This window comes from Helcococcus ovis (assembly GCF_004524775.2).
Lineage (GTDB): Bacteria > Bacillota > Clostridia > Tissierellales > Peptoniphilaceae > Helcococcus > Helcococcus ovis.
In genome coordinates this window covers 899990-920837 of record NZ_CP119081.1, presented here as the reverse complement: position 1 = coordinate 920837, position 20848 = coordinate 899990, and the positions used below count along the sequence as shown (strand labels likewise).

Below are 20848 nucleotides of genomic sequence, written 5' to 3'. Positions count from 1 at the left end.
GAGAGAATTAAAAGGTAAAATTTTTAATTCTCTTTTAATTTTAAAATTATATTTCGTTTTTAAATTAAAGTTAAAAAACAATTATTTAAAAGTTATAAAATTTTCTAAAACTATGTTAATTTTATGATATAGTTAATATATAAAGTATTAGGGGGGAAAGTATGATTTCTGTAAAAAATTTAAGAAAAGATTTTGGAAATAAATTAGCTGTAAATAATATTAGTTTTGAAGTTAAAGATGGTGAAATACTAGGATTTTTAGGGCCTAATGGTGCTGGAAAGACTACTACTATAAGTATGATAGTTGGATTACTTGAGCCTACTAGTGGTGAAATCGAAGTTAATGGCATCGATGCAATTAAAAATTCATTTGAAGCAAAAAAACAAATTGCATTTTTGCCTGATAATCCTGAAATTTATGAAAATATGTCGGGAAGAAAGTTTGTTACATTTGTTGCAAATATTTATGGAGTTGATAAAAATAATAGAGATGGAAAAATTGAAGAATTAGCTAAAAAGTTTGGCTTACAAGATGATATTGATGCATTAATTTCTACTTATTCTCATGGGATGAAGCAAAAAATTGCTTTGATTTCAGCGTTAGTTCATGATCCGGAAGTGTTGATATTGGACGAACCGATGGTTGGGTTGGATCCTCAATCTGCATTTAATTTGAAAGAATTAATGAGAGAAAGATGTGATAGGGGAAAATCAGTATTTTTCTCATCTCATGTTATGGAAGTTGTTGAAAAAATTTGTGACAGGATAATTATAATTAAGCATGGAAATATAATTGCACAAGGTACCATTGAACAATTGAAGCAACATTCAAACTATGAAGGGGATCTAGAAAAATTATTTTTGGAGTTGACAAATGACTAATATTATACAATTACTAAAAAAAGATTTTGGATTTTATTACACATTAAAATCTGTATTTAATGATAGAAAAGCTAGAAATAAATTTGTTGGTGGGTTATTTGGATTTGCAGTTATAATTTTTTATTTGTATCTTGCACAATCTATCTTACTAAATATTTACGATTTATTTTTAGAAAATGGTTATGCTAAAGAATTAATTGTATTATCGCAATTTGTATTTTTATTTTTAGTGTTAGTATTTTTTACAACTACAATTATTAGTAAATTTTATTTTTCAAATGATATAAAGATTCTTCTTAGATTACCGATTAAACCTGAAGAAATAATGGCTAGTAGAATTATTTTCTATGCTGTAAGTTCGCTATTTTATGGTGTGATTTTATCATTTCCTATAATAATTAAAACAGGACTTTATTTAGAAAAACCTATTATATTTTATATTTTATCAGTTATTGTTTTACTATTAATATCATTGATATTAATTAATATTATAACCTTATTTGTTGTATATATAATGAAATTTATAAATAAAAATATTAGATTAAAAAATCTATTAAAATATGGGGCATATATTTTATTTTTTGGGAGCGTTATTGCGTTACAATTTGTATTTCAATATTTTACAAAAGAATTAAATGAGACATTGTTGCTTCGAACAGCTGGAAATCTAAAAAATACATTATTAAATTTTTTCCCTCAAATTAGATTAGGTACAGATGTTTTAATCTCTGAAAATATAATGACTTCGGTATTGAGCCTATTCGGATTATTTGTTATAGCTTTATTTACAACATTTATAACTATTTCAATGGGTAAAAATGCTTTAGTTTCAGGTATACTAAATGTTAATAGTTCAAAAAGTAAAAAAATAAAATTAAGTAAGTCAGATATTAACAATATTTCAGTACTAAGACTTATTTTTAGAAAAGAAATAAAAAATATCTTTGGTACTGCAATCTATTTAGTAAATAAGGTTACTTTTGGATTTATTATGACGATAGCATTTTCTATACCGATTATAACCAATAACGGTAATAATGTATTTGAAAAAATAAATGGTTTTTATGATGAAATCAGTAAAATGGAAAATGGTAATATTTTATTGATTGCAGGGGCAATTATGCTTGTTACTTTATTTACTTTATTCTCTTCAAGTGGCTCGGAACTTACTTCATCAACATTTAGTAGAGAAGGAAAAAATATATGGATTATGAAAGTACTTCCTATTTCTGCTAAGGATCAAATTTTGGGAAGATTACTTGCATCATCTGTACTTATTATGATAGCAGTTTCTCCATTAGTAATATTGTTAAATGTATTTGCTAGATTTAATATTTTTATAATATTAGGTTCAATTGTTACAATGTTTATAACATCAATGTTTACTAGTGCTTTGTCATTTATAGCTGGGATATTGTGGCCATATACAAATTGGGATAATCCAAATCAAGCCATTAAAGGTGCCAGATCGTTAATTCCTTCATTACTACTTATACTATTTACGATATTAGTAGTTGGTATTACAGTGGGTTCAATTCGTTTTGATGCTGTTGTTCATAGCAATTACGTATTTTTATATCCGATTTTCTGGAATTTGTTGTTTGCAATATTAACATATGTATTGTATAAATTAGATTTAAAATTGTATGAAAAATATTTAGTAAGAATGGGTAATTGAAATGAAATTGAAGATTGTAGATTCAAATTTAAAATATGACAACATTACATTAAAAGAATTTGAATTAATAGAAGATGTTTTAACTTATAAAAGGTGGAAAAATGATATCTTAATTTTACATTTTTTAGTATATTCTGAAAAAGATGACCAATATGATATCGATTTAAGTTTTGAAAATCCACTAAAATATAAGATATATAAAGTACAAAAAAATTTAGCTTATGAAGGTGACCCTACTTATCCAATATCTTTGAATAAAAAAAAGAATAGGGCAGTTGCTTCGGATATATTAATTGAGGATAACAAAGCTTCAGTTAAAGCAGGTAATTTTCAATCTTTTTACGCAGAGATTAATATTCCTTATGATATTGATTCCGAATTTGTATTTAAGGTTAAATTGTATAACTCTCAAATTACAGAGTATATAAGTAAAAAAGTTTGTGTGAAAATATCACATAGATATATTGATTTTAATAAATATAAATTTGATTTAGAACTTTGGCAATATCCATATTCTGTAGCTGAATATTATGGTGTAAAACCATTTTCACATGAACATTTTAAAATTTTAGAAAAACATATGAAGCTATACTATGATTTAGGTGGTAGAGCTATAACAGCTACATTATGTGAAGATGCATGGGGAGGACAAACATATAGTAAAAATGAAATTAAGTATCCATCAATGATAAAGTGGTATAAAGAAGGAGAAAAATTCAGATTTGATTACACTAATTTTGATAAATGGGTTGAATTCTGTCAGGGATTAAATTTAGGAAAAGAAAAAATTATTATTTATGGCATGGCTCCATGGCATGAATCATTTACTTATTACTCAAATGAAGAATTAATCTTTGAAAAATATATGCTTGATAGTCAGAGGTATTGTACTGTTTGGAGAGAGTTTTTAAGTGATTTTTATATTCATTTAGAAGAGAAAAAATGGTTTGATATGATATATATTGGAATTGATGAAAGAGGATTTTCTAAAGAAATTTTTGAGGTATTATCATCGGTTAAAAATTCTAAATCTAATACCATAAAAATTTCCGCAGCAATTGATAATTATTCTGAAAATGCAAAATATTTGGAAAATGTGCAGCAAGTCAGTGTTTCAATGATTGAGTTTGAAAAGGATAGATTAAGATATCATAATTTTGTGGAAGATAGAAGAAGAAAGGGATTTGATACTTATCTTTATTCATGCGTAGGACATAGACCTGGAAATTTTGTTTTAAGTGAAAATGCAGAAACATACTACACCGTTGTGTTATCCTCTCTTTGTGACGGATTTTTAAGATGGGCATATGATGCATGGACTCAAAATCCTATTGAGGATTCAACACATTCAAGTTTTGAACCCGGTGATTGCTTCTTGGTTTATCCATCAAATGATAATGATAAAAATACAAATATTTCATTAAGATATTTAAAAATTAAAGAGGGAATCTATGATTCGTATAAAATAAAAAGAATTGAGGAAAGAAATAAAGATTTACTAGATCAGATTTTTTCGAGAATAAAAACTAAATTTATTTTTGGAAAAAAGTATTTATCAAAAATTGAAATTGAAATTTTATTAAATGATATAAGTATTATAAAGTCAATGTTTTAATAAATATGGAGGAAAAATGATTCAACGTCAAAAGAAGATACTTATAGAATTAAAAAATAATCCTATGGATATTTCTCAGATTGCAAAAAAACAGAATGTTACTGAAAGAACTATTAGAAATGATATAAAATCAATTAATGAAAATTTAGAAAAATTTAATGCTGAAATTAATAAAGATTCAAACGGCTTGTATAAAATTTTTATGCAAAATAAAGAATTATATGAAAAGTTTGAAAAACAGGAATTACTAAATTTTGAATTTGATTATTCTGAACCAAAAAATAGAATAGCATATATTGCCTTAAAATTTTTATTTTCAAATAAATATATTAAATTAGAAGATTTAATGGATACTATGTATATTTCAAGATCTACTATTCAAAATGATATGAAAGAAACAAGAAAAATGTTAAATAAATATAATTTAGATTTTGATATAAAGCCCAACTATGGAATGAAGATAATCGGATCAGAAAATGCTATAAGAAATGCTATATCAACAATAATTTATGATATAAATAAGAATTTTTATAAAAGATTTACTAATAACTCAAAATTTTTTGATAAGAATAATCTTAATGAAATATATAACATTGTTATAAAAAATATTACCGAATCAAATCTTAAACTTTCAGATATTGCTCTTAATAATTTAGTGGTTCATATTGCCATAGCAATAAAAAGAATATCTATAAATCAATATTTTAATAATAATATTGAAATTGATATTGAAAATAGTAATGAATTTCATATAGCTGAAAAAATTGTAGAAGATTTAGAGTCAAAATTTAATATTGAATTTCCAATGGATGAAGTTTACTATATTACAATGCATTTGCTTGGTACAAAATTAATAATAAATAACAATAAAAATAATAAAATTTTAGATGAAGATGAAAAAATAAAAGAACTAGCTTTTGAAATTGTAAAAGAGGTAGAAAAAGTTTTAAGGTATGATTTGTTAGAAGATAAGGAACTTTTAGCTTCAATAGCATTACATTTAAAACCTGCAATATATAGATATAAAAACAATATGAATATTAGAAATCCATTGTTATCATCTATAAAAATAAATTATCCATTTGTTTATGAAGCATCATCAATTGCGTCAGATGTTATATATAAAAAAACAGGTATTATATTTAACGAAGATGAACTTGGTTATATTGCAATTCATTTAGGAGCTGCAATTGAAAGAGCAAAATTAAATATAAAACCTATTAGAACATTACTCGTATGTACTACAGGAATAGGCAGTTCAAGATTACTTAAATATAAATTAGATTCAATTTTTTCAAATCAATTGGAGATTGTAGATACTACTGAATTATATAATATTAAAAATTATATAAATGAAAATTTGGATTTAATAATAAGCACAGTTCCCTTTTCTATGGATTTAGATGTGCCTATTATTTTTATATATGATATTTTAGGAGAGTCAAATTTTGAAGATATAAAAAATTTTATTTATAAAAAAAGTAACAATAAAAAGTGTACAAAGTATTTGAAAAAAGAGGATATATATTTAGGTCTTGATTTTGAAAATAAGGAGGATGTAATTAGATTTTTATCTGATGAAATTGTAAAAAAAGGAAAAACACCAGATACACTTTATGAAAATATAATGAAGAGGGAAAATATTATATCAACAGCTTTTGGTAATTTAGTTGCTGTCCCTCATCCATTTGAACCAATTTCTAATGAAACATTTTTAACAATGGGTGTATTAAAAAAAACAATAAATTGGTCAGGAAAGAAGGTGCAAGTAGTCATAATTCTTAATGTTGAAAAAAACTCAGAGGAAAGATTTGAAGAAATGTATAGATTATTACTTGAATTAATTGATAGAAAAGAAAGCGTTGAGAGAATAATAAAATCTAAGTCTAAAGAAGAGATAATAGATTTGATATCAAGGTGAATGTAAAATTTTGATTTGTATATAATAATTTTAATAAATAGTACTAATTCAGACATTTTCAAAAGAAATGGAAAATGTCTGAATTAATATTATTTAACTATTATGATATTATCAAAGCAAGGAAGCGATTTCCTTAATATTATAAATATTCATGATAGGAGGAAAATATGAATAAATTAATCGCATGGATGGAAAAGTATTTTATTCCAGTTGCAACTAAAATTGGTCAACAAAGACATTTAGTTGCAATAAGAGATTCGTTTATAGCAATAATGCCATTAACAATGGTTGGTTCTGTAGCAGTTCTATTAAATGTATTTTTTAGGGATTTACCAACTGCAGCAGGTTGGACAGGATTTGTTCAAAACATGCAATGGTTAATAAATATAAATGGTATAGTATGGTTTGCATCATTCGCAATAATCTCATTTGCGTTTATAGTCTCATTTGGATATCATTTATCTAAAGATTATGAAGTAAACCCTATAGCAGGTGCTATAGTATCTTTATCTTCTTTTGTTGTATTTTTACCACAGGTAGCTACATTTGAAGCAGAAGTAAAAGGTGTAAAAGGAATTGTTTCTTCATGGGGATTTATTAGCTTAAATCATATAGGATCAGCTGCATTATTTACAGCTTTGATAGTAGGACTTATCTTTACAATGATTTATATTAAATTAATGAAAGCAAATTTAATTATAAAATTACCAGATACTGTTCCTCCAGCTGTATCAAAAGCTTTTGCAGCAATTATACCATCAGTTATCTCTATTTATTTGAGTGCTGTATTGTCATTCTTATTGACTAATTATACAGGAATGGTATTAAATGATATTATTGCAAAATATATACAAATCCCTCTGATGAGCTTATCACAAGGTATATTTTCGGTAATTTTACTTTCATTTTTAGTACAACTATTTTGGTTCTTTGGGATACATGGACATAATGTTCTTGCTCCAATTATGGATGGAATTTATTTACCAGCAACTACAGCAAATGCAGAACATTATTTAAAATATGGAGTTGAAGGTATTAAAGATTTACCATACTTATGGACAAGAGGGTCATTCGATGCATTTGGACAAATGGGGGGTTCTGGTATAACTATTGCACTTATAATTGCTATATTTATTTTTTCTAAAAGAGATGATTCAAGAGCTATAGCAAAATTAAGTGCTCCTATGGGTATATTTAATATTAATGAACCAATAACTTTTGGTATCCCAATAGTTTTAAATCCAATATATGCTATTCCATGGTTAATAGTTCCACCATTGGCAGTATCAATAGCATATACATTGACATCTTTAGGAGTAATTAGACCTGTATTAGCAGCTGTTCCTTGGATTTTGCCTCCTGGGATATATGCGTTTTTAGCTACAGGTGGAGATTGGTTAGCAGCAATAGTTTCGTTACTTTTAATTGTACTTGCTGTTATGATTTATACTCCTTTTGTATTATTAGCAAATAAGATGAATAATAAATATGAAATTTAATAATAAGCAAAAATGGATTTTAAGTCTATTTACTTTTGGGTTTATATTAATTTTAATTTCACCTTATGAAAAATATAAGATAATAACTATATTTATGGGATTATGTATTTTAATTATTGCTTTTATAATGTATAGTAAAAATAAAAGGATTAAAGATAATGAAAATGAAAAAAAAAATAAAAAGTAACACTTCAGATTTATTTATAACTATAATGAGATTATTTTATGAAGAACTTAAATTTAATAATATTGATATATCAAAATCAAATATTTCTGAAGGATTTTCATATATAAAAAAAATATGGTTTAATGGAAAATATATATTTAATAAAGCTGTAATTACAAAATTAAATGAAAATAATGAATTTGAAACAACAATTTATACATCTAGGGGAAAATATATTATAAATTATAAATTGCAAGAAATAGATGAAAATGATACATTTTTGATTTATACTGAAGAATTTATAAGTGATAAAATTTTTAATAATTGGAATCAAAAGTTTATGGAATTTTTATTAAAATCAAAAATAAAAAAACGATTAAATAAACAATTAGATGTTATAGAAAAAAATATTAATTCTGAAATTATAAATTATTAAAAATTAAAGGAGGTGCTATGAAATATGAAGATGAAATTACTCAATTGATAGCAAATAGTGGAATGGCTAAATCTTATGCTATGGAAGCTATTTTTGAAGCAAAAAAAGGTAATTTTGAAAAAGCGTATGAAGTACTGGACCTAGCAAAGGAAAGTTTCTTAAATGCACATAATATACAAACAAAATTAATAAAAAAAGAAATAGAGGGTTCAACAGTTGAATTAAACTTACTTATGGTTCATGCACAAGACCATCTTATGATGTCAATGGCAATTAGAGATTTAGCTGTGGAAATAGTAGAATTATATAAAGCTATAAATTGAAAGGAACTTTAATATGAAAAAAATTTTATTAGTATGCAGTGCTGGTATGAGTACTAGTTTACTGGTATCAAAAATGAAAAAATACGCAATAGAAAATAATTTTGATACAAAAATTGAAGCTGTAGCTATAGATGCGGCAGATAGAGTTATTGAAAATGAAAAAATAGAAGTAGTTTTATTTGGACCACAAGTAAGATTTGTTTTAGATAAATTTAAAATAAAATATCCAAATTTAAAAATGGATGTTATCCCAATGCAAGACTATGGCTTAATGAATGGTGAAAATGTATTTAAGCAAGCATTAAAGTTAAATGGTGAAGATTAATTTGAAAAAGGCAATAGAAAAGTAATTAAAAATTTTACTTTACACTTTCTTGTCAAATAGCTATAAAACACAAGTAGCATTAACAAAGTATTAAGGTAACATATTAAGAGAATTAGAGACTAAAATTTCTAATTCTCTTTTAATTTTTTAATTTTTTTAAGTTTCCTAGTAATTAATGATTTATTTTTAGTCTTTTTGGTACTATACCATAAGTAAAATAGAACTAAAAACCCGAAAATAAAACTAATGGTTTTATCTTTGGTATTGTAGCTTAAGTAAAATAGAACCAAAAATCCGAAAATAAAACTAATGGTTTTATCTTTGGCATTGTAGCTTAAATAAAATAAAACCAAAAATCCGAAATTTATCAGGAAGTATTATTTAATAATTAAAGTATTGGGGTATAATTTTCATAGATTATATGTGGTAAAATGAATATTTTATTCATTAATACTATTTATTTAGAAACTATTTTGTTACAGAATTTCTGTTTTTATGTAAAAAATAATTAAATATGCTATATAAATAATTTTAAGATTAATGCTAAAAACATTAACAAATGCTTATATAGTTATGCTAAAAATCAATTGTTTAGGACTGTAATTTATGTTAATATTTATATATAAGGAGTAGTTTATGAAGGAAAAAATTTATATAACTGGACATAAAAATCCAGATACTGATTCTATAGCATCTGCACTTGTTTATGCAGATTTAAAAAATAAAATTGATAAAGAAAATGAATATATTCCTATTAGACTTGGTGAGTTAAATTTAGAGTCTAAGTGGGTTATTGAAAGATGGGGACAAAAAGCTCCTATCTTTGTTAAAAATTTAAAGCAAACTATTGGAGATTTAGGTTTGAGTAAACCTCTTACAGTAAAAGAAGATATTTCTATATATCAGGCTGCAAATCATTTACAACCTAGAAATATTTCATTTTTACCTGTAGTTGATGAAAATGATACATTAAAAGGTATTGTTACCCTTTCAAATTTAACAAAAGCATATATGGATGTTTGGGATGATGAAATATTGTGGAGAGCAAATACTAAAGTTGAAAATATTGTTGAAACTATAGCCGGGGATATTATTCATATGCCAGAAAATCCAAATAAATACAATGGAAGAATGTTAGTCTATGCTTCTGAAGTTGATGATGAAGGTCATGTGCATGAGGGCGATATACTTATTGTTGGAAATAGACGTTTGTCACAATTGGAAGCTATTGAGAGAAAAGCCGGAATTATCATTGTAACTTCTGGTCATAGAATGCAAAAGGATTTGTTGGAAAAAGCAATAGAAAATAATGTGATTGTTTTACAAACAAGATATAACTCATTTATGGTTGCAAGACTAATACCACAAGCGATTCCGGTATCTTATGTAATGACAAAGGATAATTTGCTTTCATTTTCACCGGAAGAATATTTAGAAGATGTAAGTAGAAAAGTAAAAAATACAAGATATAGAAACTTTCCTGTTGTTGATGAACAAATGAGAGTTATAGGGCAATTAAATAGAAATAATTTACTTTATGATAAGAAGAAAAAATTAATTTTAGTTGATCACAATGAAAGCAACCAATCTATTGATGACAGAGAAAATGTGGAAATATTAGAGATAATTGACCATCACAGAGTTGCAAATATTACAACAAGTTCACCTGTTTATTTTAGAAACATGCCAGTAGGTTGTACATGTACAATATTAGCAATGATGTATAAAGAAAATGGTATTGTTCCATCAAAAGAGATTGCAGGATTAATGGTCTCAGCTATTACATCTGATACATTACTTTTTAGATCGCCTACCACAACTGAAACAGATAAAAAAATATTACGTGAATTAGCTGAAATTGCTGAAGTTGATTTAGAAAAATATGCTGAGGAAATGTTTGCTGCAGGTACATCATTAGAAGGCCAAAGTGCTAAAGGCATATTAATGACAGATTCAAAGAGATTTGAAATTCAAGGGCAACAAGCAAGAGTTTCTCAAGCATTTACAACTAATTTATCCTCAGTTAATAAGTTTATAAAAGATATTAAATTTGAAATGGAAGAAATCAAGGAAAAAGAAAGATTAAATTTCTTTGCATTATTCATAACAGATATATTTAATGAACAATCATTAGTATTTACTGTTGGCGGATTTAATGATTCTGTTTCAAACGAATTTGGAGTTGATTTCGATGAAAATGGATATATGGTAAAGGGACTATTATCAAGAAAAAAACAATTTATACCTTCAGTCACAAAAGCTATTGCAAATGCATTAAAGGAAGGTTAAAAGATGGCTGAATTATATAAAAATTTATATTATAGAAATGACTTAGATGAGTCGATTTATCTTTTTAATGAAGGAAAAAATTATGAATCATATGAATTTATGGGTTGTCATAAGTATAAATTAAAAAGAAAAACAATGACAAGCTTTACAGTTTATGCCCCAAGAGCTAGAGAAGTTTTTTTAATTGGTGATTTTAATGACTGGAATGCCAATAATATTCCCATGAAAAATATAAATAATTCAGGGATATGGAATGTATGTATTGAGAATTTTTATGAATATAATAATTACAAATATAGAATTATTACTCAAGATTTTCGTGAAATAGAAAAATCTGATCCATATGCTTTTTATTCGGAATTTAGACCAGCTACAGCAAGTAAAATATATGATATAAATGGATACAAGTGGTCTGATAATAAATTTATAAAAAATAGGATGAAGAAAGATCATTTACATGAAGCAATGTCAATTTATGAACTGCATCTTGGTTCATGGATGAGACATTTTGATAATAACTATTATTCATATGATGATTTATGTAAGGTTTTACCCGATTATGTTAAAAATATGGGATTTACACATGTTGAAATTATGCCATTAACAGAATATCCTTTTGATGGATCATGGGGATATCAAGTTACCGGATACTTTTCGATTACATCAAGATATGGTGATCCTAAAGGTTTTATGAGACTTGTAGACGAATTTCACAAGAGAGGAATTTCTGTAATATTGGATTGGGTTCCTGTTCATTTTACAAGAGATGCTCATGGTTTGAGTAAGTTTGATGGTAGTGAAGTATTTGAAAAAAATGATGAATACAGATCTGCCGTAGAAGGATGGGGAACAATTTATTTTGATTTTTACAAACAACAAGTAAAGAATTTTTTAATTTCGTCAGCATTATTCTTATTAAAATATTTCCATATTGATGGATTAAGGGTAGATGCCGTTTCTGCTATGCTTTATTTAAACTATGGTGGTAAAAACTTAGTTAATGAATATGGTGGACATGAAAATTTAGAGGCAATTGAATTCGTTAAAGAATTAAATTCTGTTGTACATTTATATCATTCAGATACAATAATGATTGCTGAAGAATCGACAGCATTTCCTAATTTAACAAAACCTGTTTATGCTGATGGTTTAGGTTTTGATTATAAATGGAATATGGGATGGATGAATGATACTTTATATTATATGGAAAAAGATCCTGCGTTTAGAAAATATCATCACGATAAATTGACATTTTCAATAACATATTGCTTTAGTGAAAATTATATTCTACCATTTTCACATGATGAGGTTGTTCATTTAAAAAAATCTATGATTAATAAAATGCCTGGGGACTATGATACAAAATTTAGGGCATTAAGAGCCTTGTATGCATATCAATATGCACATCCTGGTAAGAAATTAATGTTTATGGGAGATGAAATTGGTACTTTTGAAGAATGGAATGAAAATAAAGAATTATCATGGTCTGTATTGAATTATGAAAAACATGTACAATTACAAGAATTTGTAAAAAAACTAAATCAAGTTTATAAAGATGAAAAAGCTCTACATCAAATTGATGATTCATACGATGGATATAATTGGATTGAATTTGAAAACGCTGATGAAAATATAATTGCTTTTGAAAGAATAGATAGAGAAAATAATAAAATATTATGTTTCTTTAATTTTTCTCCAGTATATAGACATAAATATAGATATGGTGTGGATTATAAGGGAATTTATAAAATCGTACTAAATTCTGCACATAAAAATTTTGGTGGTGAAGTTCAAAGAAATACACCATTGTATAGTATTGATTATTCAATACATGGTAAACCATATTCGATTGATATAGATTTACCGCCTTATCAAGCACTTTTTGTAAAATTAAGCAAAAAACAAATAGGAGGATAAAATGAGCAAGAAACATAACATGGTAGCTATGCTTTTAGCTGGAGGACAGGGAAGTAGACTTAAATCTCTTACATCTAATACCGCAAAACCTGCTGTTCCTTTTGGTGGAAAATACAAAATAATTGATTTTGCAATTTCAAATGCAGCCAATTCCGGAATTGATAATATTGGAATTTTAACTCAATATAAGCATTTTTATTTAAATGAACATATTGGTTTAGGGCAAGCATGGGATTATGACAGATTAAAGGGTGGATTAAAAATATTATCACCGTATTTTACAGAAAAAGGTGGTAGATGGTATAAAGGTACAGCTAATGCGATTTATGAAAACATTGACTATTTAGACAATATTTCTCCTGATTATGTGTTGATTTTATCGGGAGACCATATTTATAAAATGGATTATGATAAAATGTTAAAACATCATATACAAAATAAATCAGATGTAACTATCGCTGTTATGGAGGTTGATTGGCAGGAAGCTTCAAGATTTGGTATTATGAATACTGATGAAAATGATTATATTATAGAATTTGAAGAAAAGCCTAAAAAACCTAAAAGTAATTTAGCATCTATGGGAATTTATATATTTACATGGGATGTTCTAAGAAAAGCTCTTATTGAAGACTATAAAAAAGAAAATTCTACTTATGATTTTGGTAAAGATATTATACCGGAATTGCTAAGTGAAAATAAGAAAATGTCAGCATATAGATTTAATGGATATTGGAAAGATGTAGGGACTGTCAGATCATATTGGGAAGCAAATTTAGATTTAATAAAATCAGATAATGAATTAGATATATATGATACATCTTGGAGAATTCACACAACATCTAAAAATTTACCTCCTCATTTTATAGGAAAAGATGCATCAGTTTCAAATACTTTAGTAAATGAAGCTTGTCAAGTTTTAGGTAGTGTAACAAATTCCGTTTTATTTGATCAGGTTACAATTGAAGATGGAGCCAAAGTGTGCAATTCTGTACTATTGCCTGGTGTAATAGTGAAAAGTGGTGCCAAGGTATTTAACGCTGTTATCAATAATGATATAGAAATATCTGAAGATACAGTAATAGGTGAATTAAATTCTGATAAGGTATATTTAGTATCAGAAGATGGAATTTCTGAAGAGTAGGAGATATGTATGAAAAATCTAATGGCAATAATTAAATCAGGACTTGAAACAACCCCTTACGGCTCTTTATTAAATACTAGACCAGATTATATGCTTCCTTTTGGTGCTAGATATAGAGTTATAGATATTACATTATCTAATTTATCAGAACACGGTGTAACTAAAGTTTTGTTGCATGGTGGAAAACATATCAGATCAACCTTAGATCATGTTGGTAATGGAAAACATTGGGAAATGGCTAAAAGAGAAAATGGTTTAGTCATTAATGCTCCATCAATAAATGAATATGAAAGTAGAAATAAAAGAATAACATCATATTTAAATTCTCTTACATTTGTTGATGAGAGTAAATGTGAAAATATATATATTGCTAATCCTATGGTAATTTCAAAAATTGATGTTAGTGCAGCATATGATGAATTTATTGAAAATAATTATGATGTAATGTTTTTATATAGAAAACAGGAAGATACAGAAGGAAGGTATCTAAATGCAAGAAAAGTTATTTTAGATAAAAATAATAAAATACAAAATATTGGTGTAAATTTAGGTACTGAAAATGTATTTAATTTATTTATGGATCATATTTTAATAAAAAAATCTATTTTTAAAAAAGTGATAACTGATGCTCATGAAAAAGATAATGCTGCAACATTATCACAATCTATAATGAATAATAAAAAACATTTGAATATTGGACTATTTGAGATTAAATCACATGTTGAATATGTTAGAGATTTAAATACATTTTATGAGGCAAATCTTAATTTAATTAAAACAGGTATATATACAGATTTATTTTTAATGGGAGCAGGTATATTGACTAAAAATAAAGATGAGCCTTCAACATTATATATGGAGGGAAACAAAGTAAATAATTCAGTAATAGCCAATGGATGTATCTTAGAAGGGGAAGTGACTAATTCTGTGATATTTAGAGGGGTAAAAGTTGGTAAAAATGCCATTGTAAAAAATTCAATTTTATTTCAAGGTGCTGTAATTGAAGAAGGAGCAATTGTTGTAAATACAATAGTTGATAAATTTAGTGTAATTAAAGAAAATGTATTTGTACAAGGAACGAAAAATAATCCTTATGTAGTACCTAAGAAAACAGTATTGGAGAAATAAATGAAAATATTATATGTAACAAGTGAGTCTACTCCTTTTATTAAAACAGGAGGATTAGCAGATGTTGCAGGATCATTACCTAAAGCTATAAGAAAAAAAGGACATGATATAAGAGTTGTTTTACCATTGTATTCTAAGATTAATGAAGAATTTAGAAAAAGAATGAAATATATTGGATATTACTACGTCGATTTTTCTTGGAAACATAAATACTGTGGTGTATTTGAACTAATATATGATGGCGTTATTTTTTATTTTTTAGATAATGAGGACTATTTTAAGAGAAATAATATTTATGGTGAAAATGATGATTATGAAAGATTTATATTTTTCTCGAAGGCTAGTGTTATATTACCAAAATATTTAAACTTCAGGTGTGATGTGATTCATTCTAATGATTGGCATTCAGGTTTAGTTTCGGTATATGTAAATGATTTTAGACAAGGTGACGATTTTTATAATGATGTAAAGACATTGTACACAATACATAATATAAAATATCAAGGTCAGTTTGATAGAAGCATTTTCTTTTTGACTGGACTACCTGGAAAATATTTGAGTTATAATGATTTGGAATTTGATTTCGGCATTAACTTCATGAAGGCAGGTATAATTCATTCTACAAAATTTAATACCGTATCTAAAACTTATGCTGAAGAAATAAAATATGATTTCTTTGGAGAAAGATTAGAAGGAGTGATAAATCATTACTCATATAAATTATCCGGGATTATAAATGGATTAGACTTTGATGTTTGGAATCCTAAAACAGATAAAATTATTTTTAAAAATTATGATTATAGTACAATTGAAAATAAGGTATTAAATAAAATATTTTTGCAAAAGAGATTTGGACTTCCGGTTAGAAAGGATGTTCCTTTAATTGCAATGGTTACCAGACTTGCACAAATGAAAGGTATTGATCTTTTAAGATATATATTTGAAGAATTGATTCAAGAAGATATACAATTTGTAATTTTGGGTACCGGTGAGTATGAATACCAAGAAATGTTTAAGTATTTTGAATACAAATATCCTGAAAAAGTTGCTGCAAGAATATATTTTGACACAAAAGAGGCGAATATGATATATGCAGCGAGTGACTTTTATATGATGCCGTCTATTTTTGAGCCCTGTGGCATATCTCAATTAATAGCTTTGAGATATGGTTCTTTACCAATCGTACGAGAAACAGGAGGACTAAAAGATACTGTAATACCATATAACAAATTTACCGGAGATGGAACAGGATTTACATTTTCAAATATAAATGCTCATGAGTTATTATTTAAGACTAAAGAAGCGATTAATTTATATTATAATAATAAAAAAGATTTAAAAAAATTAGTAAAAAATGCAATGAATTCTAACTATGATTGGGATAAATCATGTGATGAATATATATCATTGTATAGGAGTTTATAGTGAGAGATATAAGTGATATTGAGCAAAGAATTCAGGATAATTTATATGAATTATTTGCTAAACAATTTGATTGTGCAAGGGATGGAGAATTATTTACATCTCTTGCAAATAGCGTAAGACAAATTATTGGAAAAAAATGGTTTGAGTCTTATGCTTGTGCCAGAAAAGACAAACAGGTCTATCTTTTATCATTTGAATATTCATTTGGTAATCAATTATTAAAAAATCTAATAAAACTTGATTTACTAAATGAGGTAAAAGAATTATTTAAAAAACATAATTTAAATTTTGAAGATATAAAGGATGAAGATATTGAGTTTGCATTAGGTTTTGGTGATTTAGGCATAACTTCCGGTGCAATGCTAGATTTATTTGCTAGTGAAAAGCATAATATTTATGCTTATGGATTAAGGTATAGAAGGGGAATGCTTAAACAGGAAATTGTTAATGGTGAACAAATTGAAAAACCTGATGATTGGAAAGTAAATAAAAATCCTTGGGAGCATGAAAAGGGATTTAGTCATTATGTTAATTTTAAGGATTATGCTGTTAAAGCTATCCCATATGATATTCCTTTATTATCGAATGATGGAAATCATGTAAACACCTTGAGATTATGGAAAAGTTTTTCAATAAATGATTTAGATTTCAAGAAATTTTCAAATGGGGATATTGAAGATGCATATAAAGATATTAATAGGGCAAATTCAATTGTTGAATTTTTGTATCCTATTGAAAGTAATATTGAAGGGAAAAAACTTAGATTAAGACAAGAATATTTTTTTGCAAGCTCTTCAATTCAGGATATTTTTAAAAAATATAAAAAATATGTAGATGATGAAGTATATAATATATATAAACATGTTAAAATTCAGATTCACGATATTCATCCTGTAATGTCAATTCTTGTTTTTATTGATGTATTAATAAATAAACATAAATTAACTTTTAAAAATTCTTTGGAAATTGCTAAGAAAACTTTTATATTTTTTCAACATTCACTTTTACCTGAAACATTTGAAAGTTGGGATTTGAAATTAATTAATGAAATTTGTCCAAATATTTTAGATATTATTTATATGTTGGATAAACATATTAAAGATGAATTTTTAAATAATGAAAAATTCAATTTACCATTGATAATTATTAGAGATGGATATGTATGTATGATTAATATTGCATATTATATTTCAAAAAATATCATAACATTAAATGGTTCACATATAGAATTAATTAAGTATAAATTTATGAAAGAATATTATGATTTTTATAATTACAAAATTAAAACTATTGATTTTAATTATGATACAAATCAGTATTTAAAAGAGATTTATTATGATAAGGATATTAATGAAAATAATATTTTAGAATTAACACCTGAAAAACTTAAAAAATTAAAGTATGAAAATAAATGGAAATTATTAGAGTATTTAGATATTGATAAAAATCTAATTAATGTTGATTCTGCTTTTGTGATGAATATGGGAGTTTTTCATGAATATAAAAGGCAGATTTTATCCGCCTTAGGTATAGCTCTTTTATATTATAGATTAAAGAAAAATCCAAATCTTAGCATAGCTGAAAGAACTTATTTCTTTGGTGGAAAGTCTTATCCAAATTATTATTTTACAAAAGAAAATATTAAGTTTATAAATGCACTTGCAAATCAGATAAATAATGATTTGTTTATAAAAGATAAAATAAAAATTGTATTTATAGAAAATTATAACTTAACTAAGTCAAGTGTTGTTATACCGGCGGCAGATATATATCAAAGTCTTGAATTATTATCAATGCAATTAAAAGATGTATTTATATTTAAGTCGTTATCTACCGGAGCGGCATTTTTAACATGTAGAAGTAATTATCAAAATATATGTATAGATGAAAATCAAATTAGTAAATATATGTTTGGGGATAATTATGAAACCGTTTTAACAAAAAATAATTATAATCTATTTGAATTTTTAAATCAAAATAAAGAAATAGAAGATATGTTTAATTTTTATAGATATTTGCCTAAAGAGACATTTCCTTACGATATTAATAAAATATATAATTCAATATATTATTTTAATGATGAGAATCATATATTTAAAGATTTATTTGAATATGTTTCTGTAATTGAAAAATCAATTGATGATTATACAAATACTTATCAATGGTATCAAACTAGAGTAAATGATTGTAAAAATACAATAAAGATTGATGATAAATCATTCTTAAAAAAATATAACGAAATATTGGAGAATTAAATGTTTGAAATAAATAATGAACTGTTAGAAACTAAACTTGGATTATCTTATAGTCCTGAAAAATCAATTATTAGAGTATGGTCTCCTTCTAGAGAATCTATTACATTATGTTTATATGATTCTTATAGTACTCAATCAAAAACTGAATTTAATATGATCAAAGATGAAAATAATGTTTTTGAGATAATATTAGATGGAAATATGGAAGGTAAATTTTACACATTTTTAATTGATGGAATGGAAGTTGCTGATCCTTATTCATTTGCAAGCTCTGCAAATAGTAAAAGAACAGCAATAATTGATTTATCAAAATCAAATCCAGAAGGTTTTATAGAACATAAAATACCTTTTAATGATAAGGATAAGGCTATAATTGTAGAAACACATATTGCCGATATTTCCATTAATGAAAATTCCGGAGCAGAAAATAGAGGATTATTTTTAGGTGCTGCGCAAACAGGTACAAAGTATAATAATGTTTCAACGGGATTAGACCATTTTAAGGAGTTGGGTGTTACTCATATACATTTATTACCTGTAACAGATTATTTAACTGTTAATGAATTAAAACCTTTATCGAAATATCCTAAAAACTATAATTGGGGATATGATCAAGAGTTATATAACAATATCGAAGGATCTTTTTCAACAAATCCAAATGATCCATATAGTAGAATAAGAGAATTTAAGACATTAATTAAAAATTATCATGAAAATGGAATGTCTATTGTAATGGATGTTGTATATAATCATACTTTTAGAACAAGTGATTCTCCGTTTAATATTATTGAGCCGATGTATTATTATAGATCCGAAAATGGTAATTTTACAAATGGTTCAGGATGTGGAAATGAGTTAGCATCTGAGAGACCAATGGTTAGAAAATTCATAGTAGAATCCCTTTGTTATTTAGCAAGAGAATATAAAATTGATGGATTTAGATTCGATTTAATGGCATTAACTGATATAGATACAATTATGTTAGCTATAGAAAAATTAAGAGAAATTAATCCTAATATTTTAATTTATGGGGAGCCATGGATGGCCTTACCTTCACCACTTCCTTATGATAAGCAAATTGTTATAGGAGCACAAAAAGATAAAAAATTTGCAATATTTAATCCTTTCATTAGAGATAGTATTAAAGGTGATAATGATGGTAGTGTAAAGGGATACATTCAAGGTGAATATTATCTAAAGAAGAATATTAAAAATGGTCTAATGGGTTCTATTGGATTAGATGCAAATGATGCTTCATCATTTGCAAATCCTATTGAAAGTATAAATTACTTTAATGCACATGATAACCTAATATTTTATGATAAACTTTTAAAATCAAATGTGGAACAAGAAGATATTAAGGATTTAACATATATGGCATTTTCTATAATAATGACAGCACAAGGAATACCATTTTTCCATTCAGGAAACTCATTTTTGAGAACAAAATATATGGATCATAATTCATATGCATCACCAAGTAATATTAATGGTATAGATTGGTCACTAAAGGAAAAAAATTATGACATATTTTTAAAAATTAAAAATTTAATTGAATTACGTAAAAGATTAGGTATATTCAATTATACAACTGCTGAAGATGTAAGAAACAATTTAACTTTTATAAATGGGTTGAAAGATTCTGTGATTGCGTTTACAATAAAGAAAGAAGATAAAAAATATTTGATAATTCATAATTTTTCAAAAAATAGAGAAAGTTTATCTATTAATTTAGGTAAAATATATAAACTAAATCTAATTTGGGAAAATGAATTTAAGGATGAATTCGTAAACGAATTTAGTATTGATGGATATTCGACAAATGTCTATAGTTTAGTGGAGGAGTAAA

The 20848-nt window shown here is 25.8% G+C and carries 16 protein-coding genes; all 16 read left to right on the top strand.

Annotated elements, in window-relative coordinates; all coding sequences use genetic code 11:
- The first annotated feature begins 161 nt into the window (after nt 1-161).
- Nucleotides 162-881, top strand: a complete 720-nt coding sequence (locus tag EQF90_RS04295; protein WP_134710727.1) for an ABC transporter ATP-binding protein — start codon at nt 162-164, stop codon at nt 879-881.
- Nucleotides 874-2559 (top strand): putative ABC transporter permease subunit, encoded by a 1686-nt coding sequence (locus EQF90_RS04290; protein WP_134710726.1) that lies wholly within the window; start codon nt 874-876, stop codon nt 2557-2559. The genes EQF90_RS04295 and EQF90_RS04290 overlap by 8 nt, the downstream gene beginning before the upstream one ends.
- A 1-nt stretch (nt 2560) precedes the next feature.
- Nucleotides 2561-4174, top strand: a complete 1614-nt coding sequence (locus EQF90_RS04285; protein ID WP_134710725.1) for a DUF4091 domain-containing protein — start codon at nt 2561-2563, stop codon at nt 4172-4174.
- 16 nt (nt 4175-4190) lie between these two features.
- On the top strand, nt 4191-6095 hold the full coding sequence (locus EQF90_RS04280; RefSeq protein ID WP_134710724.1) for a BglG family transcription antiterminator: 1905 nt from the start codon (nt 4191-4193) through the stop codon (nt 6093-6095).
- A 167-nt stretch (nt 6096-6262) separates the two neighbouring features.
- On the top strand, nt 6263-7594 hold the full coding sequence (locus EQF90_RS04275) for a PTS sugar transporter subunit IIC (RefSeq protein ID WP_134710723.1): 1332 nt from the start codon (nt 6263-6265) through the stop codon (nt 7592-7594).
- Nucleotides 7584-7781 carry a hypothetical protein gene (locus EQF90_RS04270; RefSeq protein WP_134744876.1) on the top strand — a complete coding sequence of 66 codons (198 nt, stop codon included), beginning with the start codon at nt 7584-7586 and terminating at the stop codon, nt 7779-7781. Before EQF90_RS04275 ends, EQF90_RS04270 begins: the two co-directional genes overlap by 11 nt.
- A complete protein-coding gene (locus tag EQF90_RS04265; RefSeq protein WP_134710722.1) occupies nt 7753-8196 on the top strand; it encodes a DUF3284 domain-containing protein in 444 nt (147 codons plus the stop codon). The genes EQF90_RS04270 and EQF90_RS04265 overlap by 29 nt, the downstream gene beginning before the upstream one ends.
- Before the next feature lie 17 nt (nt 8197-8213).
- The gene (locus EQF90_RS04260) at nt 8214-8519 is read left to right on the top strand and encodes a PTS lactose/cellobiose transporter subunit IIA (RefSeq protein WP_134710721.1); all 306 of its coding nucleotides are present in this window, start codon (nt 8214-8216) and stop codon (nt 8517-8519) included.
- A 13-nt stretch (nt 8520-8532) separates the two neighbouring features.
- Nucleotides 8533-8844: a PTS sugar transporter subunit IIB gene (locus tag EQF90_RS04255; protein WP_134710720.1), complete on the top strand. Its 312-nt coding sequence runs from the start codon at nt 8533-8535 to the stop codon at nt 8842-8844.
- A 636-nt stretch (nt 8845-9480) separates the two neighbouring features.
- A complete protein-coding gene (locus EQF90_RS04250) occupies nt 9481-11133 on the top strand; it encodes a putative manganese-dependent inorganic diphosphatase (protein WP_134710719.1) in 1653 nt (550 codons plus the stop codon).
- Between the two features lie 3 nt (nt 11134-11136).
- On the top strand, nt 11137-13050 hold the full coding sequence (glgB, locus tag EQF90_RS04245) for a 1,4-alpha-glucan branching protein GlgB (RefSeq protein WP_134710718.1): 1914 nt from the start codon (nt 11137-11139) through the stop codon (nt 13048-13050).
- Nucleotide 13051: 1 nt separating this feature from the next.
- Nucleotides 13052-14191 (top strand): glucose-1-phosphate adenylyltransferase, encoded by a 1140-nt coding sequence (locus tag EQF90_RS04240; RefSeq protein WP_134710717.1) that lies wholly within the window; start codon nt 13052-13054, stop codon nt 14189-14191.
- Nucleotides 14192-14200: 9 nt separating this feature from the next.
- Complete coding sequence (glgD, locus tag EQF90_RS04235; protein WP_134710716.1) at nt 14201-15319, top strand: glucose-1-phosphate adenylyltransferase subunit GlgD; 1119 nt, start codon at nt 14201-14203, stop codon at nt 15317-15319.
- Nucleotides 15320-16744 (top strand): glycogen synthase GlgA, encoded by a 1425-nt coding sequence (gene glgA, locus EQF90_RS04230; protein WP_134710715.1) that lies wholly within the window; start codon nt 15320-15322, stop codon nt 16742-16744.
- Entirely contained in the window at nt 16744-18999 is a 2256-nt protein-coding gene (locus EQF90_RS04225) for a glycogen/starch/alpha-glucan phosphorylase (RefSeq protein ID WP_134710714.1), read from the top strand. Before glgA ends, EQF90_RS04225 begins: the two co-directional genes overlap by 1 nt.
- A complete protein-coding gene (gene pulA, locus EQF90_RS04220; RefSeq protein WP_134710713.1) occupies nt 19000-20847 on the top strand; it encodes a type I pullulanase in 1848 nt (615 codons plus the stop codon).
- Nucleotide 20848: the final 1 nt, after the last annotated feature.

Coding starts and splice junctions, on each gene's coding strand:
- EQF90_RS04295 (WP_134710727.1), top strand. CDS start 162: ATGATTTCTGTAAAAAATTTAAGAAAAGATTTTGGAAATAAATTAGCT.
- EQF90_RS04290 (WP_134710726.1), top strand. CDS start 874: ATGACTAATATTATACAATTACTAAAAAAAGATTTTGGATTTTATTAC.
- EQF90_RS04285 (WP_134710725.1), top strand. CDS start 2,561: ATGAAATTGAAGATTGTAGATTCAAATTTAAAATATGACAACATTACA.
- EQF90_RS04280 (WP_134710724.1), top strand. CDS start 4,191: ATGATTCAACGTCAAAAGAAGATACTTATAGAATTAAAAAATAATCCT.
- EQF90_RS04275 (WP_134710723.1), top strand. CDS start 6,263: ATGAATAAATTAATCGCATGGATGGAAAAGTATTTTATTCCAGTTGCA.
- EQF90_RS04270 (WP_134744876.1), top strand. CDS start 7,584: ATGAAATTTAATAATAAGCAAAAATGGATTTTAAGTCTATTTACTTTT.
- EQF90_RS04265 (WP_134710722.1), top strand. CDS start 7,753: ATGAAAATGAAAAAAAAAATAAAAAGTAACACTTCAGATTTATTTATA.
- EQF90_RS04260 (WP_134710721.1), top strand. CDS start 8,214: ATGAAATATGAAGATGAAATTACTCAATTGATAGCAAATAGTGGAATG.
- EQF90_RS04255 (WP_134710720.1), top strand. CDS start 8,533: ATGAAAAAAATTTTATTAGTATGCAGTGCTGGTATGAGTACTAGTTTA.
- EQF90_RS04250 (WP_134710719.1), top strand. CDS start 9,481: ATGAAGGAAAAAATTTATATAACTGGACATAAAAATCCAGATACTGAT.
- glgB (WP_134710718.1), top strand. CDS start 11,137: ATGGCTGAATTATATAAAAATTTATATTATAGAAATGACTTAGATGAG.
- EQF90_RS04240 (WP_134710717.1), top strand. CDS start 13,052: ATGAGCAAGAAACATAACATGGTAGCTATGCTTTTAGCTGGAGGACAG.
- glgD (WP_134710716.1), top strand. CDS start 14,201: ATGAAAAATCTAATGGCAATAATTAAATCAGGACTTGAAACAACCCCT.
- glgA (WP_134710715.1), top strand. CDS start 15,320: ATGAAAATATTATATGTAACAAGTGAGTCTACTCCTTTTATTAAAACA.
- pulA (WP_134710713.1), top strand. CDS start 19,000: ATGTTTGAAATAAATAATGAACTGTTAGAAACTAAACTTGGATTATCT.